At 62.0% G+C, this 17,103-nt stretch carries 15 protein-coding genes and 2 riboswitches; of the genes, 12 read left to right on the forward strand and 3 right to left on the reverse strand.

Going from position 1 to position 17,103, the window contains the following annotated elements:
- Positions 1-19: 19 nt before the first annotated feature.
- Complete coding sequence (locus ACSW29_RS16215; protein WP_230814584.1) at positions 20-565, reverse strand: CGNR zinc finger domain-containing protein; 546 nt, start codon at positions 563-565, stop codon at positions 20-22.
- A 68-nt stretch (positions 566-633) separates the two neighbouring features.
- On the opposite strand from ACSW29_RS16215, the gene ACSW29_RS16220 reads away from it, so the two are divergent.
- The 7 genes from ACSW29_RS16220 (at position 634) to metE (ending at position 8,498) form a co-directional block, all read left to right on the forward strand.
- Positions 634-1,581 (forward strand): EamA family transporter, encoded by a 948-nt coding sequence (locus ACSW29_RS16220; RefSeq protein ID WP_448277706.1) that lies wholly within the window; start codon positions 634-636, stop codon positions 1,579-1,581.
- Between the two features lie 45 nt (positions 1,582-1,626).
- Positions 1,627-2,565: an ABC transporter ATP-binding protein gene (locus tag ACSW29_RS16225; protein WP_448277707.1), complete on the forward strand. Its 939-nt coding sequence runs from the start codon at positions 1,627-1,629 to the stop codon at positions 2,563-2,565.
- On the forward strand, positions 2,565-3,359 hold the full coding sequence (locus tag ACSW29_RS16230; protein ID WP_448277708.1) for an ABC transporter permease: 795 nt from the start codon (positions 2,565-2,567) through the stop codon (positions 3,357-3,359). Before ACSW29_RS16225 ends, ACSW29_RS16230 begins: the two co-directional genes overlap by 1 nt.
- On the forward strand, positions 3,360-4,484 hold the full coding sequence (locus tag ACSW29_RS16235) for a sensor histidine kinase (protein ID WP_448277709.1): 1,125 nt from the start codon (positions 3,360-3,362) through the stop codon (positions 4,482-4,484).
- Complete coding sequence (locus ACSW29_RS16240) at positions 4,481-5,110, forward strand: response regulator transcription factor (RefSeq protein ID WP_095968766.1); 630 nt, start codon at positions 4,481-4,483, stop codon at positions 5,108-5,110. Before ACSW29_RS16235 ends, ACSW29_RS16240 begins: the two co-directional genes overlap by 4 nt.
- Before the next feature lie 220 nt (positions 5,111-5,330).
- Positions 5,331-5,768: a helix-turn-helix domain-containing protein gene (locus tag ACSW29_RS16245; RefSeq protein WP_124567623.1), complete on the forward strand. Its 438-nt coding sequence runs from the start codon at positions 5,331-5,333 to the stop codon at positions 5,766-5,768.
- A 97-nt stretch (positions 5,769-5,865) separates the two neighbouring features.
- Positions 5,866-6,074: riboswitch (cobalamin riboswitch) on the forward strand.
- Between the two features lie 159 nt (positions 6,075-6,233).
- Positions 6,234-8,498, forward strand: a complete 2,265-nt coding sequence (metE, locus tag ACSW29_RS16250; protein ID WP_448277710.1) for a 5-methyltetrahydropteroyltriglutamate--homocysteine S-methyltransferase — start codon at positions 6,234-6,236, stop codon at positions 8,496-8,498.
- Positions 8,499-8,556: 58 nt separating this feature from the next.
- Here the strand turns inward: metE and ACSW29_RS16255 are convergent, their stop codons facing one another.
- Positions 8,557-10,155, reverse strand: coding sequence for an ABC transporter substrate-binding protein (locus ACSW29_RS16255; RefSeq protein WP_448277711.1), 1,599 nt, complete (start codon positions 10,153-10,155; stop codon positions 8,557-8,559).
- A 173-nt stretch (positions 10,156-10,328) separates the two neighbouring features.
- Positions 10,329-10,943, reverse strand: coding sequence for a TetR/AcrR family transcriptional regulator (locus tag ACSW29_RS16260; RefSeq protein WP_448277712.1), 615 nt, complete (start codon positions 10,941-10,943; stop codon positions 10,329-10,331).
- Between the two features lie 104 nt (positions 10,944-11,047).
- Between ACSW29_RS16260 and ACSW29_RS16265 the strand changes: the two genes are divergently transcribed.
- From ACSW29_RS16265 to ACSW29_RS16285, 5 genes are all read left to right on the forward strand, one after another.
- Positions 11,048-11,599: a MarR family winged helix-turn-helix transcriptional regulator gene (locus ACSW29_RS16265; RefSeq protein WP_317828678.1), complete on the forward strand. Its 552-nt coding sequence runs from the start codon at positions 11,048-11,050 to the stop codon at positions 11,597-11,599.
- A gap of 109 nt (positions 11,600-11,708) precedes the next feature.
- The gene (locus ACSW29_RS16270; protein WP_347874541.1) at positions 11,709-12,908 is read left to right on the forward strand and encodes a homogentisate 1,2-dioxygenase; all 1,200 of its coding nucleotides are present in this window, start codon (positions 11,709-11,711) and stop codon (positions 12,906-12,908) included.
- Positions 12,905-13,774: a hypothetical protein gene (locus ACSW29_RS16275; RefSeq protein ID WP_448277713.1), complete on the forward strand. Its 870-nt coding sequence runs from the start codon at positions 12,905-12,907 to the stop codon at positions 13,772-13,774. The genes ACSW29_RS16270 and ACSW29_RS16275 overlap by 4 nt, the downstream gene beginning before the upstream one ends.
- Positions 13,771-14,961: a fumarylacetoacetase gene (gene fahA, locus ACSW29_RS16280; protein ID WP_448277714.1), complete on the forward strand. Its 1,191-nt coding sequence runs from the start codon at positions 13,771-13,773 to the stop codon at positions 14,959-14,961. Before ACSW29_RS16275 ends, fahA begins: the two co-directional genes overlap by 4 nt.
- 103 nt (positions 14,962-15,064) lie before the next feature.
- A riboswitch (SAM riboswitch) is annotated at positions 15,065-15,158 on the forward strand.
- Positions 15,159-15,162: 4 nt separating this feature from the next.
- Positions 15,163-17,055 carry an FAD/NAD(P)-binding protein gene (locus tag ACSW29_RS16285; protein ID WP_448277715.1) on the forward strand — a complete coding sequence of 631 codons (1,893 nt, stop codon included), beginning with the start codon at positions 15,163-15,165 and terminating at the stop codon, positions 17,053-17,055.
- Positions 17,056-17,103 lie beyond the last annotated feature (48 nt).

The raw sequence follows: 17,103 nt of genomic DNA on the forward strand, positions 1-17,103 counted from the left end.
CCCTGCGAACACCGCTTGGTCACGCCCCGGATTTACGGGCACGATAGGCGGCGACGTGCGCCCTGTTCCCACAGTTTCCGGTGTCGCAGTATCGCTTCGACCGATTTCGCGACAAGTCCACGAAGACCGCTTCGCAGTCCGGAGCCTCGCACCATCGCAACCTCGAGAATTCGTCGGTTCGGATCAGATCGAGCACACCCATCGCCGCTTCTGCAGCCATCCGGTCCACGAGGGGCGAATCGTCAGCGGTGACGTGCAGATGCCAGCCGAGATCATCGTGCCTGGTGAGCCGCGGCCTCGCGCCCGATTCGAGCAGCAGTGAGTTCACCACCTCGACGGCGTCGTCCACTCCCGTGGCTTCCCAGAACTTTCGCAGTCGTGGACGCAGTGCACGAACCGCCGCCAATTCCTCCAGAGTGCCGTCCCGCCGGCCGGTCCAGCGGTCGGCGTCGAGGAACCTGGTCAGTTCCTCTTGATCCGGCAGCAGCTCGGCCCCGCCGCGGGCCGTGTTGACCAACGAGGCAGCGAAGACGAGCGCCGATTCCGTGTCACCAGCAAAATGCACTTTGACTCCTGAGCCGTATCAACCTAATGTCAGCATCGTAATCGCTTTTACTCCTGACGGGTGACGACGTGAACTCTCGCAACGGCTTGATCTTCGCTCTGCTGTCCGCGGCAACGTTCGGCGTATCGGGCCCGTTCGCGAAATCTCTCATCGAATCAGGGTGGTCCCCCGGCGGCGCAGTGTTCGCGCGCGTTGCCGGCGGCGCACTGGTGATGATGGTGATCGCGGTAGCCACCCAATGGCCTCGACTACGACAGGTCGGCGCCCACACGCGAACCGTACTGCTGTACGGAGTGTTCGCGATTTCCGGCGTTCAACTGTGCTTCTTCAATGCTGTGAAACATCTTTCGGTCGGAGTCGCATTACTCCTCGAGTACCTTGCACCGATCATCGTCATCGGATGGGTGTGGATCACCAAAGGCGCGCGGCCGAGCGTGCAGACACTTCTCGGTGCAGCGGTTGCCTTGATCGGCGCCGCAGTGGTGATCGACGTCTTCGGATCGGCAGAGATCAGTGCCGTCGGAGTCGCGTGGGGACTGGCCGCAGCGGCATGCCTTGCAGTCTATTTCGTCATTTCCGAACGTGCGGACGGCGATCTCCATCCTGTTGTGCTCGCGGCATCGGGGCTGACCGTCAGCGCACTGGTCATCGGCGCACTCGGGCTCGTCGGCATCCTCCCCCTCGAGTTCTCGGCCTCGAACGCAGTCGTGGCAGAACACTCGGTGGGCGTGTGGCTGCCCGTGGCGGTCCTGGTCCTGGTCAGCACTGTCATCGCCTATCTCACCGGCATCGCCGCGATCACGCTGCTGGGGCCGACAATCGGATCTCTCGTAGCGCTGACCGAAGTGCTGTGCGCGGTCCTCGCCGCGTGGATCCTGGTCGGGGAATCCGTCACTGCACTCCAAGCTGTGGGTGGCGCATCTATCATCGCGGGGTTGGTCCTCGCTCGGCTCGGCCAGAGTGCACCGAAACAGATACCGGCCGACCCGATGACAAATGTCATGGCAGAAGAATGACGGACGGACGAGGGCTCGCGTCCTCGAAGCGAGCAGATTCTATGTATGACCTCAGCACAGGCACTGCACACACTCACTGAAGGATCGGCACACGACGCCGTCCGGTTGACCGGACTGCGCAAGAGTTTCGGAACCGTCGACGCCGTCAAGGGCATCGACCTGAGCATCCGCCCCGGCGAGATCGTCGCGTTCCTCGGCCCGAACGGCGCAGGCAAGACGACAACCATCGACATGATCCTCGGACTGTCCCGACCGACGTCGGGCGACGTGAGCGTCTTCGGAATGTCACCCCGATCGGCGATCGCCCGCGGACTCGTGTCCGCAGTCATGCAGACCGGCGGGCTGCTCAAAGAACTGACGGTGGCCGAGACCGTGCAGCTGACCGCCAGCCTGTACGCCCAATCCCGTCCGGTCGACGAAGTGCTGGGGCGAGCCGGAATCCTCGACATCTCCGATCGCCTCGTCAGCAAATGCTCAGGCGGACAACAACAGCGCCTGCGGTTTGCGATGGCGTTGCTGTCGAACCCCCAATTGCTCATTCTCGACGAGCCGACCACCGGTATGGACGTCGAAGGGCGTCGGGACTTTTGGTCCGCCATCCGCGCCGACGCAGATCACGGTCGCACTGTGCTTTTTGCGACGCACTACCTCGAAGAGGCCGATGTCTACGCCGACCGCATCATCCTGGTCCGGCAGGGCACAGTCGTCGCCGACGGAACCACCGCCGAGGTCAAGGCGATGGCGTCCGGGCGCACCCTGCGCGCACGAGTCCCCGGTATCACCGACGAACTGCTGCGAGCCATACCGAACTCGGACGCCGTCGAGGTGCGTGGTGAGTCATTGCTCGTGCACTCGGGTGACACCGATGCCGTTGCACGGTTCCTGTTGACCAATACCCAGGCTCGCGATCTCGAAATCGTCTCGCGTGGCCTCGAAGACGCATTCATCGCACTCACGTCGAACAACTCCGAAGGACAGAAGTGATGACCACTGCAACCGAAGCGAACACGTACGGAGCCGAGCGAACCGTCGTACCTCTCGGCGGATTCAACACGACGCTGTTGCGACTGGAATTTCGTCGCCTGACTCGCAATCGGCGCACGATGATCTTCACGCTCGTCATGCCGGTTGTCTTCTTCCTCGTCTTCGGGCTCGGTCAAGGCGACGACGATCACGGGATCGGGCACGGCAATGTCGCCGCGTACATCATGATCAGCATGGCCCTGTACGGCGCGATGCTTGCAACTACCAGTGGCGGGGCGATGGTCTCGATCGAGCGAGCGTCGGGATGGAGCCGTCAACTTCGGCTGACTCCCCTGACGCCGGTCGCCTACATCGCCGTCAAACTGATCATGGCGATGCTGCTCGGTCTCGTCTCGATCCTTGTCGTCTACGTCGTCGGCGCGTTCACCTCGGCGCAGATGGACGGATCACTCTGGTTCACAACGGCATTGATCGCCTGGTTGGGATCGTCGATCTTCGCGGCCTTCGGCCTGTTCATGGGGTATCTACTCCCCAGTGAGAACGTCATGCAGTTGCTCGGGCCGGGACTGGCTCTGCTCGCCTTCGGCGGCGGACTCTTCGTACCGCTCACCGACGGTTCCGTATGGGCGACCATCGCACAGTTCACCCCGATGTTCGGCATCAACGCCCTCGCCCACGCACCGTTGACGGGCAATAGCATTCACTGGACCTGGATCGTCAATATCCTGGTGTGGTTCGCCATCTTCGCCGGCGGAGCGATCTGTCGGTTCCAACGAGATACGGAGCGTGTGTAGTTGTCGCAAACGACTGACCGAGAAGATTCCGTCGCGCTCCCGCGGCGGAATCGTTTCGGCGTTCTCTTCGCGGCGGTCTGGATGGTATTTCTCGGCGGGCCGCTGATCGAGGGATGGAATCTGCGCGACGAACTGCGCGGCTGGACAGGGATTCTCGCGACGATCACCTTCAGTGCGCTCTACCTCTACACGTTCGCCACAACTCAGCAGCGGCGCCGAATGACCATGACTCGGCCGAAAATTCGCGAAGCTGCACTGGCTCTGGCCGCTCTGACCGCGTTGGCCGCCGTGATGATCGTCAGCGTCGGGCCGACGGGTTTGGCAGCCGCACCGTATCTCGCGGTGACAGCGGTGACGCTGCTGCCGACCGTCGCGGGCGGCATTCTCGCCTTGGTGTTTGCAGCCTCCGTGGAGATAGTCAGCCTCTCATCCGGGTGGGGTAATTACTCCGGGCTCTCACTCGGAGTCTGCGCGGCCGCATTCGCGACCTGGGGAATCATGTCCCTGATCAGCCGCAACTTCGCCATGCTCCATGAACGCGAAGAGCAAGAGCAGCGAGCAATCATGGAGGAGCGAACGAGGATGGCGCGCGATCTGCACGACATACTTGGGCACTCGCTGACCGTCATCACGATCAAAGCCGAACTGGCCAACCGCCTACTGGACGTCGACATAGAACGTGCACGCAGCGAACTCGACGATCTCGAAAGACTCTCTCGAGACGCGCTTGCGGACGTGCGCTCGGCCGTCGAAGGATTTCGTGGAATTTCACTTCCCGTCGAGATAGCCCGTGCGCGAGAGGCATTGCGTGCGGCAGGTATCGAAGACGAGGTGCCGAGCAGTACCGACATGGTCCCCACTCGCCTCCGAGAACTCTTCGCATGGACGATCCGTGAGGGCGTCACCAACGTGGTTCGGCACAGCGGGGCAACACACTGTCGGATCACGGTCGACGAAAGAAGCGCATCTGTCGTCGACGACGGACGAGGGGCCGGGTCGACGTCTTCCGGCAACGGTCTGATCGGATTGCGTGAGCGGGCCGGCGCGTCGGGCGCACGAGTGGTCATCACTCATCCCGAACCACAAGGGTTTGCACTTCAGGTCGTCGAACAGGAGAAAGTGTGAGCAACCAGGGCGATCGAGCAACCATACGGCTGCTCTTGGCGGACGACCAGGCGCTCGTGCGAGGAGCTTTGGCCGCGCTACTCGATCTGGAATCCGACCTGTCCGTGGTGGCCGAGGTCGGACGCGGTGACGAGGTGGTGGCCGCCGTACTCGAGCACCGCCCGGACGTCGCGCTTCTCGACGTCGAGATGCCCGGCATGGACGGTATCGCCGCGACAGCGGCCCTTCGCGAAGCAGCACCCGAGACCCGGGTTCTGATCGTCACCACGTTCGGGCGCCCAGGCTTTCTCCGTAAAGCCCTGCACGCGGGGGCCGGCGGGTTCGTCGTCAAGGACACACCCGCCAGGCAGCTTGCCGACGCGGTCAGGCGTGTTCATGCCGGACTGCGCGTCGTCGATCCCACCCTTGCGGCTGACAGCCTCGTCAGCGGCGAATCGCCCCTGACGGAGCGTGAGACCCAAGTACTGCGCGCTGCTCACGACGGCGCACCCGTGGCGGCCATCGCAGGGGCGCTGTTCTTGTCCGCAGGGACAGTTCGAAATCACCTGTCGTCCGCAATGGGTAAGACGGGTGCCACGACCCGCGCCGAAGCCGTGAGAATCGCCGAGTCGAACGGCTGGCTCTGATCCGCGTATGCCGGAATCCGCTTCGCCGGCAAATAGTCCGCCGTTCGATTCTTGATGACGATTTGTCCAGATCACTCAAAGTAGGGACCTTCTACCCTAGGGATTTTCCCTGCAACGACTCCCTTCGTGAGAATCCAAAACAGCTAATCGTTCGATAACTGGCTATGATTCAGTTAATTGAATCGACGGAACCTGCGCGTAACGAGGGAAGGGATGTCTCATGTCGAACCAGTTCAACGATCGCTTGAACTCGCTGTTCGAGACTGCCGACTTTCACGTCACCAACGCGATGGTCGTTCGCGGCATGACCGAGTTCGGTTGCCGCATCTCGACGCCGTACCTGTCGCAACTACGCACCGGCGTCCGAACCAACCCGTCACCCGAAGTGGTCGCTGCCCTCGCACACTTCTTCAACGTCCATCCGGACTACTTCTACGCCCCGTCCGACCACACTCCACCGACCATTTCCGGTGGCGAAGCAGACCTCTCACTTCTCGAACAGTTGCATAACGTGCGCCTGCGAAACCTCACTGCTCGGGTCGTCGACCTCTCACCGTCTTCGCAGGATCTGCTTGTCGAAATGGCGGAGAATCTACGTTCCTCCGAGAATCTTCCGCGCGTACCACCGGACTCGAATTCCTACATGTCACGCGCGTAGCGCCCTTCGCCGACTCTCCTTGACTGCGCAGGGAGGGTTGGCCTTATGCTGATCGATGCAGCTGGTTCGCCCGGCACGGTCATGAGGAGCCCCGAAGACCGTTCCCGGCGTCGAAGCCCCGTCAGCGCAAGCTGACGGAGTGAGAGGGAACCCGGTGAAAATCCGGGACTGTCCCGCAGCGGTAAGCAGGAACGACCGCCGTTTATGTGCACTGGGCATCCGCCTGGGAAGCGACGGCCAGTAGGTTCGATCCAACTCGATCGAGTGCCCGCGAGTCCGAAGACCTGCCGACTGTGTCGGGCACGCCGTGCCCGACGGTCCACCGCCTCGTGGAATGGGCGTGTAGATCTCCATCGGACCTCGTGTGTGGTTCGGGCAGTGCTGCCCGCCGAAGCTCGGGGTCTCGTGAGGTATACCCGTCTGCCGGCAGTGGCCATCAGTGCATTGGCAATCTGGAGAAACTCCGTGACAACGACATTCACTTCGACCGTGCTGGGCTCACCGCGCATCGGTCCTCATCGAGAACTCAAGCGGGCAACCGAAAGCTACTGGGCGGGGCGCATCGGCGCCGACGCCTTGCAGAGCGTCGCCCGTGACCTCCGTCGGCAGGGCTTGGCCGACCTCCGTGACCTGGGCCTCGACTCGATCCCGGTCAACACCTTCTCCTTCTACGATCAAATGCTCGACACCGCAGTTCTTCTCGGAGCACTTCCCGATCGCGTCGCATCGGTCGCCGATCCGTTGGACCGCTACTTTGCAGCTGCCCGTGGGACGGACACCATCGCGCCGCTCGAAATGACGAAGTGGTTCGACACCAATTACCACTACCTGGTGCCGGAGGTCTCGCCGTCCACCACGTTCGCACTCGACCCGTCCAAAGTCTTGTCCGAACTCGCAGAAGCACTTTCCGACGGCATTGCTGCCCGCCCGGTCGTCATCGGACCGGTCACCTTCCTGTTGCTTTCGAAGTCTGTCGGCACTGACGAGCCTCTGCTCTCGCGGCTCGACGAACTGCTCCCCCTCTACGCGGATCTACTCGGTCGGCTCGCGAAGGCCGGCGCGGAGTGGGTTCAGCTCGACGAACCGGCTCTCGTAGGTGATCGCACCGACGAGGAAATCGAAGCGGCACGCGCTGCGTACGAACAGCTTTCGGCACTGACCGAGCGGCCGTCGATCCTGTTGGCGTCATACTTCGGCTCGCTGCGTGACGCGCTGCCCGCACTCGCGTCCACCGGTGTCGAAGGATTTGCCGTCGATCTGGTGGCCGGTCAGGACTCGATCGGCTCCGTCCCCGAACTCGCCCGCAAACTGGTCGTCGCCGGAGTGGTCGACGGACGAAACATCTGGCGGTCGGATCTGGATTCGGCACTGAGCACGTTGGGTGCTCTGTTGGGCAGCGTGGATACTCTTGCCGTCTCCACATCGTGCTCCCTGCTGCACGTTCCGTACACTCTCGACGCAGAAGCCGATGTCGACAAGGCCCTGCGCTCGTGGCTCGCGTTCGGCACCGAGAAGGTCAAGGAAGTAGTAACTCTCGCAACCGCTCTCACACAGGGCCGAGAGTCGGTGGAGGACGAGTTCGCTCTGGCACGAGCGGCCGCGTCGACCCGCAAGGACGATCGCAGACTCAATGATGCGAGTGTTCGAGGCCGTCTGGACGCGGTGCTGAACTCGGCGACCGGTCGCGCGCCCGCCGCCGAACGTCGCGCTGCCCAGGACGAGTTGCTTTCTCTGCCGCCGCTGCCCACGACGACCATCGGTTCATACCCGCAAACCTCGAAGATCCGCATCGCTCGCGCAGCACTGCGCAAGGGCGAGATCGACGAAGCCGAGTACGTCAACCGTATGCGCGCCGAAATTGCCGAAGTTGTTGCGCTCCAGGAAAAGCTGGACCTGGACGTGCTTGTTCACGGTGAGCCGGAACGCAACGACATGGTCCAGTACTTCGCGGAGCAGTTGGACGGATTCTTCGCCACCGCCAACGGTTGGGTCCAGTCGTACGGCACCCGCTGCGTGCGTCCGCCGATTCTGTACGGCGACGTCTCGCGCCCGAAGCAGATGACCGTCGACTGGATCACGTACGCACAGTCGCTGACAGACAAGCCTGTCAAGGGCATGCTCACCGGGCCCGTCACCATTCTGGCCTGGTCGTTCGTCCGTGACGACCAACCCCTCGCCGACTCGGCAAATCAAGTCGCACTGGCCATTCGAGACGAGACCGTCGACCTGCAGGCCGCCGGAATCGGAATCATCCAGGTCGACGAACCGGCTCTGCGAGAACTACTCCCGCTGCGTGCCGAGGAACAGCGCGCCTACCTGGACTGGTCGGTCGGCGCCTTCCGATTGGCCACCTCGGGCGTCGCGGATTCCACCGCGATCCACACGCACCTGTGCTACTCCGAGTTCGGAGCGGTGATCGGCGCCATCGCCGGCCTCGACGCGGACGTCACGTCCATCGAGGCTGCCCGCTCACACATGGAGGTCCTCGACGATCTCAGTTCAGTCGGGTTCGACCTCGGCGTCGGCCCGGGTGTCTACGATATCCACTCGCCGCGTGTGCCGAGCGTCGACGAGATTGCCGAATCACTGCGAGAGGCACTCAAAGCTGTTCCGGTCGAGCGGTTGTGGGTCAACCCGGACTGCGGTTTGAAGACCCGCGGCCCGATCGAGGTCGAGGCATCGCTGCGCAACCTCGTCGAAGCCGCGAAGTTGGTACGAGCGGAGCTTTAGGGGCGAAGCCCCTGTGCGCCTTTTTGGTAGTGGGCACTACCAAAAAGGCGCACGGGGGTCAGCTCAACCACGTATTGCCGAAGAGCAGAATCCCGTCCGCACTCGGGGTCACTCCGTGGACGTTCTCGCGCCACGGGATGAAGACCTTTCCGGAGTTGACCACGGCCATCGGCGCCGTCGCGTTGACCACTGTCTGAATATCGTCGATGACGACTCGCCGCTCATCCTCGCCCGACGCTGTTTGCAGCTTGCCGAGCAGCTCGTCCATCCGAGCGTTCTTGTAGCCGAGGATGTTCGACGGCGATTCGCTGAAGAGGTTGCCGTACATGCGCACGAACGGCGACTCTTCCAACACGTTGAACGCGAAGTAGGACACGTCGTAGTCATGCTTTGCGTATAGCATGGAGATCAGATCGTTGATGCTGGTTGCGTAGGTGATGTCGACGGTGAAACCCACTGCCTGCAAGAGGGACTGAAACGTCAGCGCGCTGCGCTGCGTCGCCGGATCGTTCATTCCGACGTATGTCAGTTTTCCGTCGTACCCGTCGGCCTTCGCCTCGTCCAGATACTTCTTCGCGGCCTCGGGATCGAAACCGTTTCCGGCCACCGAACCGTGCCACCGCGACCACGACGCAAACATGTCGGTGCCGGGTTCGCCGAAGCCGCCCTGAACTCGCTCGTTGAACGTAGTCGGGTCCACCGCAGCGACAATCGCCTTACGTACGCGCTCGTCCTTCGCTGCCCGATCGTCGCGCTGATTGATTGCCAGAACTCCGGCCATGCTGGCCGAGTACACAAATCCGGGATCGCCGGCTTCGAAAGCCTCGTGAATGAAATCGGGAGACTTCAGATAGGCAACCTGAATTCCGTCGGTGTGTAATCCATCGAGTTTGCTCTTCTCATTGACGATTGCGGGAAAGCGCAACTTCTCGAGGTACGGCGCCCCGTCCCAGTACGTCGGACGGGCAGCGAGCACCAATTCGTCCTGGGAGGCGAACTTCTCGACGGTGAACGGACCTGCCCCGATCGGGGTGAACGTGCCGGTAGCCATCGACGAGGGTGCCACGATCATGCCGGGACCGGTGGTGAACATGATCGGGAACTCGTCCCACGGCTGCGCCAATGTGAACACGACTGTACTCAGGTCCGGTGAATTCGCCTCGCGCACAGCGGTCTTCCATACCAGGGCGTGAGTTCCCTTCTTCTGCAAATAGTGATCGATGCTCCACAGGACTGCCGCACTGTCCACCGGAGTGCCATCGCTGAAGGTGACGCCGTCGCGCAGTTTCAGTGTCCACACCGTGTTGTCGCCGTTAGCCGACAAGGATTGCGCCAAGTGGGGAACATATTCGCCCGCCGCCGTATCGAAGCGCATCAGAAGGTCGTAGATGGCTGCCATTTCGCTACCACCGGTAGCTCCGCCGTCCTGACGGTTCGCCGGGTCGAGACTGCTGATCCCGTTGTACGTGGCAAACGACACGGTGCCGCCCGAGCGCGGCTCTCCCCCGTTGTTCTGGTCACCGACAACTCCGACCGTCACGTCCGATGCATCCGTGGTCGTACCTTGGCTGCTACCCGCGCATCCTGTCACCACCAGTGTCGCCGACGCCAGGACAACCATCCAGATTCGAGCGCTAGCTCGGTACGAGCGCTTCATTGCGACTCACTTTCACAGTTCACGGATACGTCGATCCCTGGATCGGACACCCGATAGATTTGTAAGTGAATTCTAGATAAGGACCCATCCTGCGTCTTCGTTTTCACAAAGCAGAAGCGATAATTCGCATTCACCGCGGAAGAAACAAGAATTGATTTCTAGAGTGACGCCGTTCAGCGAAGTACCAGTCCGATGACGTCTTCGACGTTCCGCTGGGCTTCTGCGAATCCGATCCGGCCACTGGTCCACAGCGCAAGGGCCGTCAACATCGTGCCGCCTATTGCCACGGCCGCAACCCGCGCCGTCTCGGCCGGAACACCGTCCATCAATTCGAACAGCATTCTCCGATGTGCAGCCGCGCGCAGATCCAACGACTCGATCACGAACTGATCCGAGGACGAATGGAGTTCGATCTCCAGCCGAGCGAAGTGAGGCCTACGCTCGAATGCCTTCATCTCGCGGCGATGAAGTGCCAGAACCCGCTCGTACGCATTGCTCTCTTCGCCGCCTGTTCGCGGCTCCTCAGGACGACGAGCGGATTCGAGACCGCTCCACGCCGTCATCGCCGCAGCAAGAAGTTGCTGTTTGGTCGGAAAGTAGCGATACAGCGTTCCGAGCGCGACACCCGAACGCTCCGAGACGTCTTTCATCTGGATTCGATCCGACGGCACCTCGGCCAGCATCTCGACCACCGCCGTGGTCAGTCGTCCTCTCCGCTCGAGTTGTCCCACCGACATGAGGTCGACGTCCAAGGGAAACTCGTCGCTGCGCACAGTCACGCGCGTCACGATAGTTCAGAATCTTGGCCACAGTGCCGGGTTGCGCAGTTTCATCAGAACCCCGAAATCTAATACATACATTAATCAACTCCAGATCGCGCTAGGGTTAGTCCATGACTGACCGGACAACCGATGACCAGCCAGCCGTCGGCGAGCTCAATTTCTGGTCGTTCATCGAACTGGCCAACAAGCGACTGGCCACTGAACACGGCTTTCGCGACCAGCTGGCCACCGAGGTACTGCTGACACTCAATCGGGCCTCGAACGTGGTCACCTACGATCTCGAGTCGTCGATCCACCGCCCTCGAGGCTGGTCATGGTCCTCCTTCCGACTGTTGTTCGTCACCTGGCTGGCCGGTCCGATCGAGCCGAAGGCTGCCGCCGAGCTCACCGGGATGAGCCGGGCCGCTGTCTCCAATCTGTCCAAGTCGCTACTGGCGGAAGGCCTAATCGATCGCCGCCCCACCGAGAACGACGGACGTTCGGTCCAGCTGTACCTGACCGACAAGGGCCGAGAAGCCATGGTCGAAGCGTTTCGCGAGCAGAACGAACGCGAGCACGCCTGGGTCAGCGTCCTGAGCGAGGCCGAACAGCGAATTCTTGTCATGCTCCTGGACAAACTGATCACCAACCGCAGCCAGTTCGACGTACGCGGACGTAACTGACATAGACCCGTGCACCCTCAAAGGGTTGCGCCGATCACATCATTTTAGTTAATGTGTTTACTATCTGGTGAAGGTGATCCAGGCAGAACAGCACAGAAGGAGCCCCGTCATGGCGTTCTATCGACAACTCGGCAACATCCCACCGAAGCGTCACACCCAACACCGTGACGAGTCCGGCAACCTCTACTACGAGGAGCTGATGGGTGAGGAAGGATTCTCCTCCGATTCTTCGTTGCTTTACCACCGCCAGATCCCGTCGGCCATCGTCGACGCAACGGTCTGGGAACTGCGCGATCAGAGCACAACCCCCAACCATCCCCTCAAACCGCGTCACTTGAAACTCCACACACTGTTTCCCGAAAGCACCTGGAACGAGACCGACGTGGTAACCGGCCGTCGTCTCATCCTCGGGAATGCCGACGTGCGGCTGTCCTACGTCGTTGCGGCCGCGCCATCTCCCCTGTACCGCAACGCAATCGGCGACGAGATGGTCTACATCGAATCTGGCGAGGCGACCGTCGAGACTGTCTTCGGCACACTCGAGGCCCGTGAAGGTGACTACGTCCTGATCCCGATGTCCACAACGCATCGATGGATCCCTAAGGGTGACAAGCCACTTCGTTCCTACGCCATCGAGGCGAACAGTCACATCGTCCCGCCCAAGCGCTATCTTTCCCGCTTCGGCCAGCTGCTCGAGAACGCACCGTTCTGTGAACGAGACCTGCACGGACCGACCGCGCCCATGATCGCCGAAGGAACCGACATCGAGGTACTGGTCAAGCACCGTACGTCGGCAGGCATCGTCGGTACCCGAATGGTTTATCCCACGCACCCTTTCGATGTCGTCGGTTGGGACGGATGCCTGTACCCGTACACCTTCAACATCTCCGACTACGAGCCGATCACGGGCCGTGTTCACCAGCCGCCGCCCGCGCACCAGGCATTCGAGGGGAACAACTTCGTGATCTGCAACTTCGTGCCCCGCAAGGTCGACTACCACCCCCTGTCGATCCCCGTGCCGTACTACCACTCGAACGTCGACTCGGACGAGATCATGTTCTACTGCGGCGGCGACTACGAGGCGCGCAAGGGTTCCGGCATCGGGCAAGGTTCGATATCGATTCATCCCGGCGGTCACGCCCACGGCCCGCAACCCGGCGCGTACGAGCGAAGCATCGGCGCCGAGTTCTTCGACGAGCTGGCCGTGATGGTCGATACGTTCCGGCCCCTGGAATTGGGTGAAGGAGCCTTGGCCTGCGAAGACGAAGCGTACGCCTGGAGTTGGGCAGGGCGGGGGCCTCAGCAATGACGATCATCTCCCCACTCCTGCGCGGCCTGTGCGACGATGCAGCACTCTTCCCACCCGGCAATGCTCCTCTCGCCGAGGCAGTTACGGCCCATGCGGCCTACCTGCAGGCGGACTACGACGCACTGGTCGGGCCCTTCGTCTTTCCCGCACCGCGATTGAGCGAACTGGCCGCGTACGTTTCAGCGGACAGCCCGGTGACGCTGAGCCTGACCGTGCCGGCCGGTCCAGCCGATACCGCGGCCGCGGTGTCGAACGCGCTCGCTATCCCCGGTGTCAGCGTCGCCGCCGTCGAAGTGGGAATTCCTGACGGCCTGGACGCCGATGCCGCGTTCGCGGAGCTCGCCCGTGTCCATGCCGCTCATCCCGACATCGACATTTTTGTCGAAGTACCCCGAGGCGGCCGGCGCGTCGACTATCTCACGGCTCTCGAAACCGCTGGGTATTCCGCGAAGTTTCGCACCGGAGGGATTGTCGCCGAGGCATACCCGAACGAGGACGAGCTCGCCGATGCGCTGATTTCCGTCGTCCGAGCGAATATCCCGTTCAAGGCGACTGCGGGACTGCACCACGGCGTGCGCAACACCGATCCGGAAACAGGCTTCGAGCAGCATGGCTTCCTCAACATCATGGTGGCCGTCGACGCTGCGAGGCGGGGCGCCGATCGTTCTGAAATTGTTGCTGCTCTGGCGCAGCGCGACAGCAAATCGATCGCGCGAGCCCTCGCCGACCTGACCGAAGACGAGGCCGGCGAGGTGCGTCGCCGATTCCTCTCGTTCGGGACCTGCAGCATCTCGGACCCGCTTACCGAGCTGGAAGGCCTCGGGTTGATCGTCCGCTCCAACAAAACCGAAGGAACACTCGTATGACCGTCACGACCATCGACATTCCCGCCGACTCGTTGTTCGGGATCGACAATCTGCCCTACGGCATCTTCTCTCCTGCAGGAGGTTCACCGCGTGTTGGTGTACGAGTGGCCGACTCGGTAGTCGATCTCGCAGCGACACTGGGTGATTCCGTGTTTGCCGAACCGACCCTGAACGCATTCATGGCTCAGGGCCGAGCTCAGTGGGTCTCGGTGCGAAATCGAATCACGGACCTGGTAACCGGCGAAATAGTTTCGGATGCCGTGTTTTCCATCGAATCGGTGACACTGCACTTGCCGATCGCCGTAGCCGACTACGTCGACTTCTACGCCTCGGAGAATCACGCAACGAACCTCGGAAAGTTGTTCCGTCCGGACTCCGCCCCCTTGATGCCGAACTGGAAGCACCTTCCCGTCGGATACCACGGACGCTCGAGCACCATCGTCGTCTCCGGCACCGATATCGTTCGCCCTTGCGGACAGCGGAAAGCACCCGATCAGGAGAACCCTGACTTCGGACCGTCTCGTCGCCTCGACATCGAAGCCGAGATGGGGTTCATCGTCGGAACTCCCTCGAAGATGGGCGATTCCATTACCCCGGACGAATTTGCCGAGCACGTCTTCGGCGCGGTCGTCGTGAACGACTGGACAGCCCGAGACATCCAGGCGTGGGAGTACGTGCCCCTCGGTCCGAACCTGGGGAAGAGCTTCGCGACCTCCATCTCGCCGTGGATCGTGCCGTTGCTCGCCCTCGAAGCAGCCCGAATCGACACTCCGGTGCAGGACCCCGAACCGCTCTCATACCTGCGAGGTGAGGAGAAGTGGGGACTGGACATCGATTTGGCCGTCGAATGGAACGGTCACGTCGTCTCGCGACCGCCCTACGCGCAGATGTACTGGTCACCTGCGCAGATGCTCGCGCACACCACCATCAACGGTGCAGCAGCGAGCACCGGCGATCTCTTTGCGTCCGGAACCATTTCCGGACCGGACAAGGATCAGCGCGGCGCCTTCATCGAACTGACCTGGGGCGGCGAGGAACCCGTAACTGTGGGTTCCGAGACTCGCGCTTTTCTCGAAGACGGCGACACCATCGCCATCTCGGCCACCGCTCCCGGCATCGGCGGTTCACGAATCGGCTTCGGGGATGTTCACGCCCGTATTCTGCCGGCGACGCAGACCGAAAGGTAACCGTCGATCTGTCGACTCGGGAGACCGATTGACAACTGTTTGATTCACGCTGATCTGATGTCCGGAATTCCTTGCCTCACGATTCTCCGAAGATAAGCTGGACTAACCATCCAGAGCGATCGAGAGTCCTGGCTCCGTGACGTCGCAGCAACCCCCTCAGCTGAGGTGCGGGTGCTTTCTGCCAGGTCCGATGGAGGACTCGTGCCCGGCGATCGACCCCTTACCTCAGTGAGGGCAGCAACTGTCATCGTGATCGTGGGCGGTGGACCACGCGGGACCGGCGTACTCGAGCGGATCCTCGCTCACGAATCGGTGAACGCCGATCCCACACCGATCGACATTCACGTTGTCGACCCGTATCCGGCAGGCGCCGGCCGCATTTGGCGAGGCAGCCAGGCGCCGCTTCTGTGGATGAATTCGACAACCGCGGACGTCACGATGTTCACCGACGCGACCACCGCCGTAACCGGCCCGGTGCTGCCGGGACCGACACTCGCGGAATGGGTCGCCGAGCACTCGGCTGAACTTGCCGAATTCCCCGAAATCGCGGCAGAAGTTCCGATGATCACCCCGTCGTCGTTTGCATCGAGGTCACTGCAGAGCCGATACCTGAACTGGGTGTTCCAGACCGCGGTCGACTCCGCACCAGCGCACGTCGACGTCCGAGTTCATCGACGATCCGTGGTCGACATCGTGAACGTCGGCAAGACACAGACGGTTCATCTGGATGACGGAGCTGTCATCGACGCGACGGCCGTCCTTCTCGCACAAGGGCACCCCGATGCGTTGCCTGCCCCACGTGAAATCGCACTGACCAGCTTCGCGTCCGATCACGGATTGACCTATGTAGGGCCGGGATACACCGCCGACCTCGATGCCGATGTCATCCCCGAACGCGAACCGGTTCTGATCGCCGGGCTCGGGCTGGCTTTCATCGACTGGATGGTTCTCCTCGCCGAGAGCCGCGGCGGCATCTTCGAACGCGGTGAGGACGGTGCCCTCACTTACGCTCCCTCGGGTCGGGAACCTCTGTTGTATACCGGATCTCGTCGCGGCGTGCCGTATCACTCCAAGATTTCGTACTCGATCGCCGACGCGCGGCCACCGCTACCTCGGTTCTTCACCGCTGATCTTGTGCCCGGCGACGGACCGTTGGATTTCCGAAACGACATCTGGCCCTTGGCGTCGAAAGAACTGGCAGGCGCCCACTATCACGAACTGTTCGCGTCGCACCCGGATCGGACGGTGGGCACCTGGGAGGAGTTCGACGCCAAATTCGCCTCGCTGGCTTGGGGATCACCTCGATTGCAGGAACTGGTAGAGAACGCAGTCCCGAAGCCGGAAGACCGCATCGATCTCGAGCGGCTGAACCGCCCACTCGACGGTGAGCGCTACGACGGACTCGCCGAGGTCCAATCCCGGATCAGCGAATATATCTCGGCAGACGTCGTGCGGAGATCGGACCCGTATTTCAGCGCCGACGCAGCTGTCTTCTCAGCGCTGCTCTCGACGTACATGACTGTCGGAGAATTGTTGCGGCGCGGCAGAATCCCGGCCGAATCCGTCGCCAAGGACGTCGAGGGTTGGCTGCATTCGTTCTTCAGCTTCATTGCCAGTGGTCCGCCACCCGAGCGTCTGGAACAGTTGATCGCGCTCAACGAGGCCGGCATCGTCCAGTTCCTCGGGCCGGATTCAGCGTTCTCCACCGAAATCGACCCGGTAACGGGTGCTGGGATCTTTGTCGCTCGTAGTGCGTCGCACACCGACATCGTGGCCGCGAACACCCTCGTCGAAGCACGCTTGCCGGTTGCTTCCATCAGCGCGAGCGGTGACTCGCTCCTGCGGACGCTTCACGGTCGGGGCGAGGCAGTCGAACTTCTTGCGACCGTGGACAGTTCGGCGAAGCTCGCCGTCGACGGTACTTCACGAATTCTCGACCAGGACAACACAGCTCATCCTCGCCGCTTCGCGGCCGGGCCGTGGGTTGCAGGCCACAACTGGTCGGCGGCTTTCCCTCGTCCCCGTACCAATGCGGGGTTTTTCCGGCACAACGATGCCCTGGCGGCGGAGATTTTGGGCGCTGCGCGCCTGTGAGCGGTTAGGGAGTCCAGAGACTCCCTAACCGCTCACGGGGGCTGTGCC

This window comes from Rhodococcus sp. GB-02 (assembly GCF_053470465.1).